Origin of the sequence: Streptomyces sp. NPDC096012 (genome assembly GCF_040426375.1) — a bacterium.
In the GTDB taxonomy this organism is placed as follows: Bacteria; Actinomycetota; Actinomycetes; order Streptomycetales; family Streptomycetaceae; genus Streptomyces.
This window is the reverse complement of sequence record NZ_JBEOTD010000015.1, coordinates 115,831-129,367: the sequence shown is the minus strand read 5'-3', so window position 1 is coordinate 129,367 and position 13,537 is coordinate 115,831. Positions and strand designations below refer to the sequence as shown.

The window sequence follows — 13,537 nt, the reverse complement described above, 5'->3', positions numbered from 1 at the left end:
GCTCGGCGACGAGCTTGAGGAGGGGACGCGATGACGGCACCCGACGCACCTGGCACGGTTGATGCCGAGCAGGTCAACGCCGCGATGTGGGACACCTACGGAGCGCATCACCTCAAGCGGGCCGCGCCTCTTCCCGAGGTGGACGAGATTGTCTGGGGACCGGCGGGAACAGGGCCGGGAGACGCTGTCTTCGGCGACCTGAGGGGCCTGCGCGTATGCGACCTTGGTTGCGGTCCGGGCCGGCACGCCGCCCACCTCGCCCGTACCCATGGCGCCGCCGTGGACGCCGTCGATCTGTCACCGACCCAGATCGAGCGCGCACGGGCGCGTTACGGCGATCTGCCGGGCTTGCGGTTGGTCCAGGCCGACGCCGTCGGGCATCTGCGCACTTCGGCGCCGTACGACGTGATCTACTCCCTGTCCGCCGTCCACTTCATCGACCCGCACCGGCTGCTGCCCGCCCTGGCGGCGGCGCTCAGGCCCGGCGGACGGCTCTACTTCACCGTGCTGCACACCAACTCGTCCGGGAGCGGCCCTTCGTCGGAGGTGAAGTCTCGCCCGGAGATCCTGCGCCTGGCCGGCGGCGGCGAACTGATCGTGCACATGTGGGTGCTCACCACAAAGCTGTGGGCGGACCTGCTCGCGCAGCACGGGCTGCTCACCGAGGAGGTCACCGTGCTGGACGCGCCCGAGGAGGGCAACCATGCCTCCTACCGGCTCTTCCAGGTCCGCAGGCCGACCCGGGTCGCCTCTCGTCCCCGTAGGGCCCAACCGCCCGTCGCACACGCCGCGGCCGGGGTCGGCGCGGTGCTGGCCGGCCCGCGCGGTCTGCTGCTCGGCAGCCACCGACGAGGGACCGTCGAGCTGCCCGGCGGCACGGTGGAGCCGGGCGAGTCTCTGGAGGAGGCGGTCGTGCGCGAACTGGCCGAGGAGACCGGACTGCACACGGACCCGGCCGACGTGCGCTTGCTGGGCATGCTCCTGGACCAGGCCGCCGGCGTCGTCCGGATCACGTTCGGCGCGCTCGTCACGCGGTGGCGCGGCGAGCCCGCCGACCAGCCGGGCGAGCCGGTCGGTGACTGGAGGTGGTGGCCGCTGGACGCGCTCCCGTCCGGCCTGTTCGAATGCAGCGCCCAGATCCTCACCGCCTGGCGCCCCGAGCTCCCCATCGACCATCCGCCCGCCCACTTCACCCCCTTCGCCAAGCGGCACAACACGGGTCAGGACATTGCCGGTCCGCGTCGTCCGGGCTCTGCTGGCGCTGCGCGATGAGCAGGTGGAGCGGCCCGTGTGGCGGTGGACACCGTGGTGACTCCGCACCGCTGGCCGCACCACCGTCACGGAGGTCACGGGGCACGCGATCGAAAGCGACGTCTGGTACATCGCCAAAGCCCGATGGCTGCTGTACGGCCTCGCGGTCGATGAGACAGAGGCTCTGGCCGGGAACGTCGCCTCCCTCTGGGAAATCAAGATCCTGTTTTCCACACGCGACCTACAGTCCCGCACCGCGTCACGCCCAGCAGATCGCGGCCTCGCTTCCCAGACTCGACATCGTCACCTCACTCCCCAAGATCGATCTGCCCGTCGTCGCGTACCGCCCAAGCGCTCGTGAGCAAGTGGTCGAGGAAGACGCCGAGCAGGCAAGGGCCTCGGATGCCCCAGAGGCTCCTGAGGCCGAGACGGAGGAAGCACGAGCAGACGGTGACAGCGCGAGCGAGTGACCGGGCGGTCGCCCACACCGGCCCCGAGGGGGCGGGCTCCCGTCCCGGCTCGGGGAAGTCACGGAACGGGAGCCCTACGTCCATCTTCCTCGCCGTGCGGCCGTTCGCGCTCATCGGCCGGCTTCCGACCCGCGGTGCGGTCCGGGCCGCTGCGGGCGGTGCGCCTGCTGGTCGTCCTGATGCCCGGGGTGCGCCGGGTGCGCCGGGTGTGCCGCGCCGGCATCGTCCCGGTCGGCGTACCGGTCCATGGTGGCGCGGAGTCGTCGGGCCGCCTTGATGAACGCGTCCTGGAGGTGGCGCAGCCGCTCGGCCGTGAGATCGAGGGCTGCCACGTCCGTGCGTGACTCCGCGAGGCCCACAGCGCCATCAGGCCGATCGTCGAGGCCGCGAGAGTAGGCGAGCTGTGCGCTGCCGTCGGCCAAGCGGTACGGAGGGCCCGCCACGGCGGTCTGACCGGCGGCGACCTTGTCGGCGAGTACGCGGAAGCTGTCCCGCAGCAGGTCGACGGTGTGCCCACGTGTTCGGCCAGGATCTCCTCGGGCATGCGGGGCACGGCCGGACGAGCGGCAGCGGCGGACGAGCGGCAGCGGGCCGCGGTGGACGGACGCCGCGGTGCATGGTCCCGTCGGCGGGTCCCAGCGCAGTGGCCGGACGCGGCCGTCGGCGGGCGACGGCCGCCTGTGTGCGAAGGACCAGCCACTGTCGGCTCCGGATACGCGGGATCCGCCGGCGCTTTCCGCCGTATACGCGTGGCGGACCCGCACGGCGCCGAGCAGCGCTCCGTCACCGGGTGTCGCGCGGGCGGGGGGCCTACCGTGGGAGATGGTCCCGGTGTCGGCCCCGCCGACCGGCCGGTCGTTCACGCCGGGGGCGGAAGGAGGCACGAGATGTCCGATGCGATACGGGACACCACGGCCCGGCGCGTACGACATTTCGTCGACGCCGGACATCCCGACGCCGGGCCCGTCGAGGCGGCGGTGGAGGGAGCCGTCTACCGACTCGGGGACGGAACGGTGGCCAAGGTGTGGGAGCGCCGACGGGGCTCCGAACTGCGACGGATGCAGAGTTTCTACGCCGATGCCGGGGCGCACCTGCCGTTCGGCGCCCCGGAGATCCTCGCCGTCGAGGACATCGACGGTGTCCCGATGACCGTGGAGCGGGAGCTGACCGGCGCGCCCCTGGCGGCCAGGATCCGCACCGACGACCCGGACGAGGTCCTGCCCGAAGCGGTCGACTGCCTGGTCGGCGTGCTGCGCGCCCTCGCGGACGCCCATGACGTCGACGAGGTCAAGCAGCTTCCCGTGCTGGACGAGGAACGCCCGCTGTGGGAAGGCCACACCACTTTCGGATCCGCCCTGGCGGACCTGGTGGACCGGCGGGTCAGCCGGTGCGCGGACCGGCTCTCCACGGATGTCCGCGACTTCGACGACACGCGCGCCCGGCTGCTTCGGAAGCTGCGCGCGTTGCCCCGTACCGACGAGGCGGTCGTCCACGGTGACGTCTTCCCGGAGACCGTGCTGGTGGACGACGACCTGCGGCCGCTCGCCCTCGTGGACTACGGCTTCCTGTCCACGGGCGGGGATCCCCGCTTCGACGCCGCCGTGGCCGCGGCCATCTTCCCGGCGGGCACCGAGCACGCCCCGGAGATCACCCGGCGGCTCACCACGCGGTTCGCCGACGAGTTCGGCTACGCGGTCGACGACCTCCTGCTGTACCGGGCCGCCTATGCGATGGCCACGAGCGACGCCTTCGCGCCGGGCGGCGGTGACGAGCACTTCGCCTGGTGCGTCACCGTGCTGGAGGACCCGGCCGTCACCGAGTCCCTGCACCGGTGACGCACCGCGGGCAGCCGGGCAGGAAGTTCCGGTGACGGTGTGTGCGGTGCCCTATAGCGGCAAGCGCAAGATCCACGTCCGGCGCGATGAGGACGGCCGGATTGTCGGGGCCGGCGGCCAGAGTGGGGCGAGGACCAGGAGGACGGCACGCAGGCCGGGGCCGAAGCGGCGCTGCCGCACTTCTCCGGCCCGCGCAACGCGGCGACCATCGCGGCGTTCCGGCGAACCCGTGTCCACCGGACCGAGTCCCCGGTGCGGCCAGAGGGCTGCCAGGCCCTGCTCCGCCGGCGGAAGAAGAACGAGATCACCGGCCTCCACGCCGTGCCCTACGACATCGAAGTCGGGGTCACGAACGACTTCCCACCGGGGCGCCGAGTCCACCGGCAAAGGAAGGCGCTGCGGGCCCGGGAGCCGGAGGAACGACGCAAGACCCTGCTCGGCGTGCCGGAAGCCGGGACGGTGTGGGAGCCGGGCGGGGAAGCCTGGGAGAACAAGCTCACCGCGCTCCGCTCCTACCGGCGGGCCACCGGGCACCTCGCCCCGCGCCACGACGCGGTGTGGGGCGAGGGTGAGGCGATGGTGCCGGTGGGTGCAGCGACGGTATCGGGGGAGCGCCTTGCCATCGGTACCGGGCGAACGGCTGCCCGGCTGCCCGGGACGCTGTGCGCTTGAGTGACCTGATGGTGCGTACGGTGCTCACAAATCGGAGCCCGGCTGCTTTCCCCGGTCTCAACCGACCGAGTCCGCGGGGAGCCAGTCCGCGAAGACCTCCGGGAGGCGGCCCAGGTCCTCGGCCGTGAGGGTGACGAGACGCAGGCCGTGGAAGCGGGCCAGTTCCCGCTTGCGCGCGACCTTCGCCGCGTACGCCTCCCTCGTCATGAGGCCCAGGGCTTCGACGAACGTGCCGTCCGCCAGACGCCAGTCCGCCCGCAGGCCGGTCGTGTTGAGTTCCGGATGGCGCGGGTAGGCGGGCTCCGGCTCATGGGCCACGCCCCAGTGATGAAGGAAGTCGTCCACGTGCCGCTCGAACAGGGAGCGGCACGGATGCCCGTCCGTGGCCGTGGTCGCCGTACCCATCGAGGTGCGAACCCCGTCCGTGAGGAGCCCTGCGTGTCCCAGCCACTCCGTCCAGGTGCGAGCCGGGCGCGCCGGCCGCGCACTCGGCAACGCGGAACCGGGACGCGGCACCAGGAAACGGCAGAGCATCACCTCGTCGACCAGAGCGTGGTCCTCGAACGGGACGCGGACGCGCTCCAGCTGGGCGAGGGACGGCGGTCCGGAGAACTCGATCTCCGCGAGCCTGCGCAGCGCGTACACGATCGCCTCCGTCCACGCTCCGTCCACTCCCGTGTCCCGCAGCACCCCGTTCCCCGCGAGGACACAGCAGCCGTGGCAGTAGAAGAGCCCCGGGCGTGCCGACTGGGAGGAGCGCCCGCAGAGCCGGCACGGCTCTCGCTCGGCCAGGTCCACGGGGGCACCGAAGAGCGCCTCCAAAGCTCGCCGGTAGTACGGGTTTTCCGCCGCGTCGTCGATGAGCGGCGGCAGCAGGCTTCCCGCCTTCGCGGCACGCGCCTCCTCGTTGACGGGGTTATCGGGGTTGTCGGGTTTCGCGTTGAGCCAGCGGCGGTGGGGCTCCGGGATCAGCAGCTGCCCGGTGGTCGTCACTCGGCTGGAGCGGCCGACCGGACTGATCGCGGCCGGCGCCACCGCGGCACGGAGGTTGTGCCGCTCCACCTCCTCGCCCGGTGTGCCCCATGTCACGAGCAGCGGCCGCACGCCGTGCCGGCGCAGCAGCACCGTCACCGGCTCGGCGAGCGACGCGGCGTAGACGGTGAGCGTGCCCGAGTCCGGGTCGAACCAGCCGGCCTCGGGAAGCCCGCCCCGTGGGACCCCCGGCTTCGAGAGCCGGATCGACCACCTGTCTCCACCCGCGACGACCACCGCGTCCGGGAAGCCGCTGAGAGCCACCAGGTCCTCGGGTGTGTCCACGTCCACCCCGTGCGCGCGCAGCGCGACGAGTGCCTCGGCGCGCACCCGCTCGTCGACCAGGGTGAGCGGCCCGTCCGGCTGGTGGTACTGCCCGACCTCCACGCCGGATCCGTCCAGGACGAGGATCCGGGTGTGGTGGAAGACGGACCGGGTGACGGCACGCAGGTCGCGGAAACCGTGTGGCGAGCTCCGGTACGTCTCCCAGGCGCGCAGGAGCGGCTGAGCCTCGGCGTCCCGGCGCCGCCGTGCGCGGTCACGCTCGGTCTCCCGGCCCCAGGCCCCGCCGGCGGCGCGATGGCTCAGACCGGTCCGCAGCCCGATGGCGAGCCGTTCGGCGAGCGCCCGGCGCAGGCCCTGCTCGACACCGGCCGGGGCCGGCCCCTCCTCCGTGCACCGGTCGGCCTCCTGCCGACGAGCGGCCAGGTACGCGTCCACGAGGGCGCGCACGGTCTGACGCTCGGGCAGCAGGACCCGTACGGAGCCGACCGCGTACCCGAAGGCTTTCTGCTCCGCCCACGACACCAGCTCGTGGCGGCCGGGTTCCCAGTCCGTGTTGTCCTCGTCCCCACCGCCCTCGCCGTCCTCGTCGTCGTAGAAGCGGCCGTCGTCCGCGAGGTCGTGGAGCTCTATCCAGCCGTGGCAGCCGACGGGCATCCCGGTCTCCTCGGTGAGGTCGCGGATGCTCTGGCTCGTGACGTGCAGCGCGCTGCTGTACAGATAGCCCATGTGCCGGTCGAGAACGGACCCGCCGTGGCAGGGCGGGGCGGTGACCGACACGGCACGCGTGTCGTAGTCGTTGTCGGGCCGGGGGACCAGACCCACGCGTACGGGTATGACGGCACCGTCCTTCGTCCTGGGCGCCGCCGGCCTGATGTCCTCCTTCCGCAGCCGGTCCAGGAGGAACGCGCGCAGAGCGGGGACGGAGTCGTCGAAGACCGCGAACCCCGCGGAGACGTCCTTCGACGGATCGCCCGGGATCATGAGGAGACCCACGTCGGGGGCGTACTGGATCGTCTCGCGGCTCGACATGCGCGAAGTATGGCAAGGGCATATGCGCTTCCGTGACCCGGGGCAGGCGGCCCTGGACGGACGGTGGGCCCGAGCCCGGCCGCCGAGTGGCGTTCTCCCGGGATCCATCTCGAGGCGTACGCCTGGGCTGCCGCGCCGTCTCCGTCGCCAACCGGCCTTCCCGCAGGGATACATACCTCACATGTCAGCCGGCGATTGAGTGCTCGTTCGACACGCCCCGTTGACCTCGGTGACCGGCGCAGCAGATCGGTGAGTGAGGTTCACACACGTCGAAGACAGGTCCGCCCCACCGCAGGTGGTGTCCCCTCCCACCGCTGACCGCTGCCCGGCTCAGCCTCTCCCTCCGTCAAGTCAAGCACTGAGAACGGTCGCTTCATGGACTACTGCATTCCGTGCAACCGCACGCTCAACGGCGCCGTAACCTGCCCCGAGTGCGGGGCATACGACTCCGGCATCACACAGCTGAGCGAGCGGAGAGACGGTGCTCCGGCCGTCGGCGCGGCGATGCCCGAGGTCCGCTTCGACGAGGGGCCGGGCTCCTCCGAGTCCCCCCTCCCCGAGTCCCCCCTTCTCGGGTCACCGACTCCCTCCCCGGACCTGCCGGCAGTGCGGCCTGACCGTCCGTCGCGGCTGAGGAAGTACGCGGTCCACTCCCTCGCCGCAGCCGCCTTCACCATCCTCGGAGGCATGGCCACCGCGTCGGTGCTTCACCAGCCGGCAGCCCCACGAGCGGCTTCGACCCCGGAGTCGTCTTCCGCGGAGCCCGAGGTCGTCGTCACCGATTCACCGGCCTCACCGGAGCGAGTGCCCACGCGCCCGGCGCGAGAAGGCGTGGCGGACCGGAACGGTGACGGGAACCGGCGTCCTCTGCCGACGCCACCTCGCAGCAAGCCACCGGTCTCCCGGCCCTCCGCCACCACCAGTGCGCCACCACCGGTGAGGGAGAAGCCGACTCCCCGGCCCCCCAGCAGCCGCCGCCCCAGCACGCCCTCGCGGACGGCGACCCCTTCCACGCGGCCCTCCGCCAGTCCCTCCGGCAGCATCAGCGCCTCCCCCACGGCTAGCAGCTCACCGAGCAGCACAGGGAAAACCGGTGGCTGACCGCCCCGCCGGCCGGCCCGGAACGCCCCGCACCGGTAGGTCAGCCGGGCAGTGCCGACGGCTGGAACGCCCCGCACCGGTGGTGTCAGCCGGGCGGCGCCGACAGATGGATCAGGATGCCGCACACCTCGTCCACGATCTCCCGGGCCTCCGCGTCGTCCCCGCAATCGGCCAGTTCGCGCGCCGCCCCACCGATGACGGTGGTCAGCACGCTCACCCGGACCCGGCCGGCCCGTCGCCGCTCGTCCACCTCCAGGAGCCGGGCATTGCGCCGTACCCATGCGCGGTCCCACTGGCGGCGCAGCGCGTCGAAGCCCGTGGGACCGTCGTCCTCCGCGAGGAGTCTGCCGAGCCGGCGGTTCTCCCAGGCACCCTCCAGATACGCCTTGGCTCCCGCCACGAAGAGGGCGATGGGGTCGTCCTCACCACGGCTGCGCTCGGTGGTCAGCGTCGCAGCGGTCCGGCGTTCCTGCTCCTCCCGGAACTCCTCCCACAGGGCGAGGTAAAGCCCTCCCTTCCCGCCGTAGTGCTGGAAGATGCTGCCCATCGGGACGCCGGAACGCGTCGCGATCTCGGTGAGGCCGGCGTCGGTGTAACCACGCTCGGTGAACACCTCCAGCGCGGCGCCCAGCAGCGCGCGCCGGACCGTTCGGTCCTGCCCCTCGTGCTCCTCCGGCAGGCCGAGACGCCCCTGCCCGTCCGGCCGCTGACGCGCCGCCTCGGTCCCGGCGGACCCCACGATGCCGCTCACCGGCAATCCCCACCTTCCACGGCCTCGTCGCGGATGGCGAGGGCGACCAGCAGTTCCAGGAGGTCGGCGATCCGTCGCGGATTGCGGCCGGTGCGTTCCTCGATCCGGCGCAACCTGTAGTGCGCCGTGTTGTGGTGCACCCGCAGCCGGTCGGCGGCCAGCCGCAGATTGAGGTCCGCCTCCGCGAACGCCCGTATGGTGGCCGCCAGCGTGTCGCCGCGTCTGCGGTCCTCCTCCAGCAGCCCGCGCACGCGGGGATCGACCAGCTGGCGGGCGAGGTCGTCGGCGCGCAGCGCCAGGTAGTCGAACGGGGACAGCCGTGGCAACGCCGCCACCCCGCCCCCGCCCGGCACCAGGTCGAGCGCGGCCCGCGCCTCCTCGTACGCACGCGGCAGTTCGGACGCGCCCCGGGCGACCGTGCTGATGCCCATCGAGAGCATGGCTCCCTCCCGCGCGAGCCGCTCCCGCACCGCCTCGAAGTGGGCGCACACGTCCTCTGCGTCCATGCCGGCCCGGAGCACGGGCACGGCCACCACCTCGCCGTGGCGTACGACGACCAGGGTCCTGCCGGCCCAGGGCCCGGCCACGCTGATCGACGCGCTGGTGGCGTACCCGTGCTCGGCCGTGGTGATGTCCCCGGTGCGGATGTCGCCGACGCACATCGCCACCACCGCCATCATCGGTGAGCGCGGTCCGATGCCGTACGCCTGCGCCGCGGCGAGCAGCGGACCGCGCGTCGGGGCCACGCCGGCCAGCAGCTGGTCCAGGAGATCCCGGCGCTCCCGGTCCGCGTCGGCCACCACGTGCTGTTGGTACTCGACGTATGCCTGCGCGGCGTGGGTGCTGGCGTAGTCGACGTACCGCATCAGCGGGGTGACGAGGGACAGCGCGGCCTGCTGGGCCTCGGCGGACGTGCCCGCGCAGTCCAGCAGCGCGTCCCACAGCACCTGCCGGCCGACCCGGAAGGCGCTGATCCAGTCCTCCAGGGCGAACCCCGCGCGTGCCCTGCGCATGGCTGCCGCGCGGCTGAAGACCAGGTCCTCGGCAGCGATGTCGCGGTCGCCGGCCAGCGCCGCCAACTGCATCCGGTAGTGCTCCAGCACCTGATCCCGTACGTCCTCGAAGAATCGTTCGTCCTGCAGCGCGTACGACGGGATCTCCGCACGCATCACCTCGATCGCGTCCTCCGCCACCTCCTCGACCCGGTCGTGGACGGCGTGCAGGATCCGTCGCCGCTCCCGGCGGAGCGGTTCGGAGAGTGGGGGAGGGCCCAGGGCGGGACCGCGAGGCATGGCGCCGATCGTCGCCGTACGACTGGTGCTCCGTCAACAGCCCCGGCGTGAGACATCTCCCGGCACCTGTGCGCGGCGCACAGTCCGGCCCCCGGGAAGTTGGGTGCTCGCACCCAATGTGCGGCCGGACCGCCCCCACCTACTGTGACGCTCGCCCACCCCCCAGCACGTCGGAAGGGGCGTCACTCATGCTCGCGGTCGACGGTATCACCGTGCGCTTCGGCGGGATCACGGCACTGGACGGTGTCGCGTTCACCGTCGAGCCGGGCACCGCCGTAGGGCTCATCGGGCCGAACGGAGCCGGCAAGACCACCTTGTTCAACTGCCTCACCAGGCGCTGCACCCCCGACGGGGGAGAGGTGCGGTTCGAGGGCGAGGACCTCCTCGCCCTCCCCCCGCACGCCGTGGCCGGGCGCGGCATCGCCCGCACCTTCCAGAACCTGGGCCTGTTCCCACGGCTCACGGTCCGGGAGAACGTCATGGTCGGCGCCCACCGCCGGGGGCGCGCCGGACACCTCGCCGCGGCGCTCCGGTTGCCCCGCGTCCGACAGGAGGAGAGGGAACTACGTGAGCAGGCGGACGACTTGCTACGGCGGCTCGACCTGGCGGAGGTCGCCGGCCACCCCGCCTCCGGGCTGCCGTTCGGCACGCTCAAACGCGTCGAACTCGCCCGGGCACTCGCGGCACGGCCCCGGCTGCTGCTGCTCGACGAACCCGTCAACGGGCTCAGCCACGGCGAGGTCGGCCAATTCGCGGATCTGGTCCGCTCGTTGCGCGCGGAATTCGACCTCACACTCGTGGTGGTCGAACACCACATGGGTTTCGTGATGGGCCTGTGCGACAAGGTCGTGTGTCTCGACTTCGGGCGCAAGATCGCCGAGGGCTCACCCGAGGAGATCCAGCAGGACCGGGCCGTCGTCGAGGCGTACCTGGGGGTGGCGGCATGAGCGAGGCCACCTCCGACCGCGCCGGGGCCGCGGCGAGTGCGGAGCCGGACTTCCTGAAGGTGTCCGGCCTGCACGCCGGATACGGCCAGGCCCGCGTGCTCCAGGGCCTCGACCTCCGCGTCGCCCGCGGTGAGGTGTGCGCGATCCTCGGACCCAACGGGGCGGGCAAGACCACGGCGCTGCGGGCGCTGTGCGGCATGGTCCGGGGCCGCGGCTCGATCACCCTGAACGGTACGGAACTGCTGGGCCGTTCGCCCGAGCAGGCCGCCAGGCTCGGCGTGGCGCATGTGCCCGAGGGCAGGGGCACCTTCAACGACCTGACCGTCGAGGAGAACCTGCGCGTCGGCGCCCACCTGCGCACCGCTCGCCGGCGCCGGGGCCGCGCCGAGCGCGCGGCCGTCGCGGCCGACCTGGAACGGATCTACGGCTACTTCCCCAAGCTGCGCCAGCGGCTCCGTCAGGCCGCGGGCAGCCTCAGCGGCGGGGAGCAGCAGATGCTCGCCATCGGCAGGGCGCTGATGCTGCGGCCCGCGCTGCTGCTCCTGGACGAGCCGTCCCTCGGGCTCGCCCCGCTGGTCACCCGCGAGCTCTTCGAGATCGTCCGGGCCGTCAACGAGGAGGAACGCACCACCGTGGTCGTCGTCGAGCAGAACGCCCAGCTGGCGCTGGACATCGCGCACCGGGCGCACGTACTGGAGGCCGGCCGCCTGGTGCTGTCCGGACCCGCCGCACGGATCCGCGAGGACGGGCAGGTCGCCGAGGTGTACCTCGGTGTCTCCCTCCGCTCACGGAAGGCCGGGTGAACACCGTGACCGATCTTCTCCAGCAACTGGTGGAGGGTTTGGGCTCCGGTGCGGTGTACGCCAGCCTGGCGCTGGCCCTCGTGCTGATCCACCGGTTCACCGGGATCGTCAACTTCGCCCAGGGCGAGCTGGCCATGCTGTCCACGTACGTCGCATGGCAGCTGGTGGCGTCCGGGATGCCGTTCTGGCTCGCGCTCCCCGTCACCCTCGCGGTGTCCTTCGCCGGCGGCATGCTGGTCGAGCGGATCGTCATCCGCCCCGTGCAGGGCGCACCCGAGCTGACGGTGGTCATCGTCACCGTCGGCCTGTTCATCTTCGTCAACGCGCTGGCCGGCCTCGTCTGGTCGTTCACCGTGAAGGACTTCCCGCAGCCGTTCCCCGACGGCGGACTCGACCTGGCCGGGGTGCGCATGGACTGGTCGACACTCGGGATCCTCGGCGTGGTGGCCGTCGTGATGGGCCTGCTGTACCTGCTGTTCCAGCACACCTCCGTCGGCCTGGTGATGCGGGCGGTCGCCTGCAACCCCTCCTCCGCCCGCCTGTCGGGCATCCGGGTCAGCCGGGTGCTGATGCTCGGCTGGGGGCTGGCCGCGACGGTCGGCGCCGTGTCGGGCGTGCTCGTCGCCCCGGTGCTGTTCCTGGAGCCGAACATGATGGGCGGGGTGCTGATCTACGCGTTCGCCGCGGCCACCCTCGGCGGCTTCGACAGCCCGCTGGGTGCGGTCGTCGGCGGCCTGTTCGTGGGCGTCGCCGAGACGCTGACCGGGGCGTACGTCGACGTCGTCGGTGCGGATCTGAAGGTGGGCGTACCCCTGGTGATCATCCTGGCGGTGCTGCTGGTACGGCCCCAGGGTCTGTTCGGACGGGCGGCGGTGGAACGCCCATGAGCACGATCACGACCGTACTCGGCACGGACCGCGCCCGACGCCTGCGGGCCGCGCTCACCGTGCTGCTCGCGACGGCGGCCGCCGTCGGCGCACCCTTCTACTTCGCCCCCTTCCAGGTCTTCCAGCTGACCATGGTGCTCCTGTACGCCGTCGCGCTGGCGGGGCTGAACCTGCTGGTCGGCTTCGGCGGGCAGATCTCGCTCGGGCACGGCGCGTTCTTCGCGGCAGGGGCCTACACGGCGGCGGTCATGCTCGACCGGTACGACACCGGCCACCCGGCCACTCTGCCGGTCGCGGCCGCCGGATGCTTCCTGCTGGGCCTCGGGTTCGGAGTGCCCGCCCTGCGGCTGCGCGGGCTGTACCTGGCCCTGGTCACCCTCTCGTCCGCGGTGTTCCTGCCCCCCTTGCTCAAGCGGCTCGAACCGGTGACGGGCGGCTCCATGGGCCTGACCGTGGAAAAGCTGCAGCCGCCCACGTGGAGCGGGCTGGCCGAGGACCAGTGGATGTACTTCGTGGTGCTCACCGTCACCGCGGTGGCCCTGCTCCTCGCCCGCAATCTGCTGCGGTCCCGGGTCGGCCGGGCACTGCTCGCCGTGCGGGACAACGAGAGCGCCGCCGAGGTCATGGGCGTACGGCTGTCGCTGCACAAGACCCTCGCCTTCGCGTGCAGCGCGTCCTTCGCGGGCGTCGCCGGTTGCCTGTACACCTGGGTGATCGGCTTCGTCTCGCCCGACTCGTTCAGCTTCGTTCTGTCCATCACCCTGCTGGCCGGCCTGGTGGTCGGGGGGCTCGGCTCGCTGTACGGACCCCTGCTGGGCGCGGCGTTCATGGTGTACGTGCCGAGCGTGTCCCAGGACGTCAGCGAGGCGGCACCGGGCATGGTGTTCGGCCTGCTGATCATCGTGGTGATGTTCGTGGCCCCGACGGGACTGGCCGGCCTGCCGAACCGTGTCCTCGGCGCAGTCGCCCGTCGCCTGCCCCGCGCCACAGCCGTACCCGGCCGGACACCCGACGCCGATTCCGCGCCTGCTGCGGAGCCGACGTCGCGAGCCGTGTCCCCGCCGGATGCGGACCCGAGGTCCCAGGCTCCGTCCGAACCCTCCGCACCCCTCGCCCCGGCGGCCCCGGCGCCTGCCGATGCCGAACCCGTGGGCGCACCGCCCCGCACGGAAAAGGAATGAA

The 13,537-nt window shown here is 72.3% G+C and carries 11 protein-coding genes and 1 pseudogene; 9 read left to right on the top strand and 3 right to left on the bottom strand.

From position 1 onward, the window contains the following. The first annotated feature begins 30 nt into the window (after positions 1-30). From ABVB68_RS17400 to ABVB68_RS17380, 4 genes and pseudogenes are all read left to right on the top strand, one after another. Positions 31-1,272 (top strand): bifunctional class I SAM-dependent methyltransferase/NUDIX hydrolase, encoded by a 1,242-nt coding sequence (locus tag ABVB68_RS17400; protein WP_353601943.1) that lies wholly within the window; start codon positions 31-33, stop codon positions 1,270-1,272. Between the two features lie 583 nt (positions 1,273-1,855). Next, positions 1,856-2,065, top strand: coding sequence for a hypothetical protein (locus ABVB68_RS17395; protein WP_353601980.1), 210 nt, complete (start codon positions 1,856-1,858; stop codon positions 2,063-2,065). Between the two features lie 543 nt (positions 2,066-2,608). After that, entirely contained in the window at positions 2,609-3,556 is a 948-nt protein-coding gene (locus ABVB68_RS17385) for a phosphotransferase family protein (protein WP_353601942.1), read from the top strand. Positions 3,557-3,611: 55 nt separating this feature from the next. Next, positions 3,612-4,147: pseudogene (locus ABVB68_RS17380) on the top strand (DEAD/DEAH box helicase); the annotation flags it as partial. Between the two features lie 138 nt (positions 4,148-4,285). On the opposite strand, the gene ABVB68_RS17375 reads toward ABVB68_RS17380, so the two are convergent. After that, positions 4,286-6,574, bottom strand: coding sequence for a hypothetical protein (locus ABVB68_RS17375; RefSeq protein WP_353601941.1), 2,289 nt, complete (start codon positions 6,572-6,574; stop codon positions 4,286-4,288). 375 nt (positions 6,575-6,949) lie between these two features. Here ABVB68_RS17375 and ABVB68_RS36935 point away from each other — a divergent pair, with 375 nt between their 5' ends. Then, positions 6,950-7,675 carry an SCO2400 family protein gene (locus tag ABVB68_RS36935; RefSeq protein WP_503006147.1) on the top strand — a complete coding sequence of 242 codons (726 nt, stop codon included), beginning with the start codon at positions 6,950-6,952 and terminating at the stop codon, positions 7,673-7,675. 85 nt (positions 7,676-7,760) lie between these two features. On the opposite strand, the gene ABVB68_RS17370 is transcribed toward ABVB68_RS36935, so the two are convergent. Both ABVB68_RS17370 and ABVB68_RS17365 read right to left on the bottom strand, forming a co-directional pair. Further along, positions 7,761-8,426 (bottom strand): TetR/AcrR family transcriptional regulator, encoded by a 666-nt coding sequence (locus ABVB68_RS17370; RefSeq protein WP_353601940.1) that lies wholly within the window; start codon positions 8,424-8,426, stop codon positions 7,761-7,763. After that, a complete protein-coding gene (locus tag ABVB68_RS17365) occupies positions 8,423-9,718 on the bottom strand; it encodes a PucR family transcriptional regulator (RefSeq protein ID WP_353601939.1) in 1,296 nt (431 codons plus the stop codon). The genes ABVB68_RS17370 and ABVB68_RS17365 overlap by 4 nt, the downstream gene beginning before the upstream one ends. A gap of 188 nt (positions 9,719-9,906) precedes the next feature. Here ABVB68_RS17365 and ABVB68_RS17360 point away from each other — a divergent pair, with 188 nt between their 5' ends. Genes ABVB68_RS17360 through ABVB68_RS17345 form a run of 4 tightly spaced genes read left to right on the top strand, consistent with a single transcriptional unit; the run spans position 9,907 to position 13,536 of the window. Further along, complete coding sequence (locus tag ABVB68_RS17360) at positions 9,907-10,665, top strand: ABC transporter ATP-binding protein (RefSeq protein WP_353601938.1); 759 nt, start codon at positions 9,907-9,909, stop codon at positions 10,663-10,665. Then, positions 10,662-11,468 (top strand): ABC transporter ATP-binding protein, encoded by an 807-nt coding sequence (locus ABVB68_RS17355; protein WP_353601937.1) that lies wholly within the window; start codon positions 10,662-10,664, stop codon positions 11,466-11,468. Before ABVB68_RS17360 ends, ABVB68_RS17355 begins: the two co-directional genes overlap by 4 nt. Positions 11,469-11,473: 5 nt before the next feature. Further along, positions 11,474-12,355, top strand: a complete 882-nt coding sequence (locus ABVB68_RS17350; protein WP_353601936.1) for a branched-chain amino acid ABC transporter permease — start codon at positions 11,474-11,476, stop codon at positions 12,353-12,355. Further along, the gene (locus ABVB68_RS17345) at positions 12,352-13,536 is read left to right on the top strand and encodes a branched-chain amino acid ABC transporter permease (protein ID WP_353601935.1); all 1,185 of its coding nucleotides are present in this window, start codon (positions 12,352-12,354) and stop codon (positions 13,534-13,536) included. Before ABVB68_RS17350 ends, ABVB68_RS17345 begins: the two co-directional genes overlap by 4 nt. The last annotated feature ends 1 nt before the right edge of the window (position 13,537 follow it).

What these genes read in the sequence shown, in the direction of transcription:
- ABVB68_RS17400 (WP_353601943.1), top strand. Translation starts at nt 31, where the DNA reads ATGACGGCACCCGACGCACCTGGCACGGTTGATGCCGAGCAGGTCAAC.
- ABVB68_RS17385 (WP_353601942.1), top strand. Translation starts at nt 2,609, where the DNA reads ATGTCCGATGCGATACGGGACACCACGGCCCGGCGCGTACGACATTTC.
- ABVB68_RS17375 (WP_353601941.1), bottom strand. Translation starts at nt 6,574, where the DNA reads ATGTCGAGCCGCGAGACGATCCAGTACGCCCCCGACGTGGGTCTCCTC.
- ABVB68_RS36935 (WP_503006147.1), top strand. Translation starts at nt 6,950, where the DNA reads ATGGACTACTGCATTCCGTGCAACCGCACGCTCAACGGCGCCGTAACC.
- ABVB68_RS17365 (WP_353601939.1), bottom strand. Translation starts at nt 9,718, where the DNA reads ATGCCTCGCGGTCCCGCCCTGGGCCCTCCCCCACTCTCCGAACCGCTC.
- ABVB68_RS17360 (WP_353601938.1), top strand. Translation starts at nt 9,907, where the DNA reads ATGCTCGCGGTCGACGGTATCACCGTGCGCTTCGGCGGGATCACGGCA.
- ABVB68_RS17355 (WP_353601937.1), top strand. Translation starts at nt 10,662, where the DNA reads ATGAGCGAGGCCACCTCCGACCGCGCCGGGGCCGCGGCGAGTGCGGAG.
- ABVB68_RS17345 (WP_353601935.1), top strand. Translation starts at nt 12,352, where the DNA reads ATGAGCACGATCACGACCGTACTCGGCACGGACCGCGCCCGACGCCTG.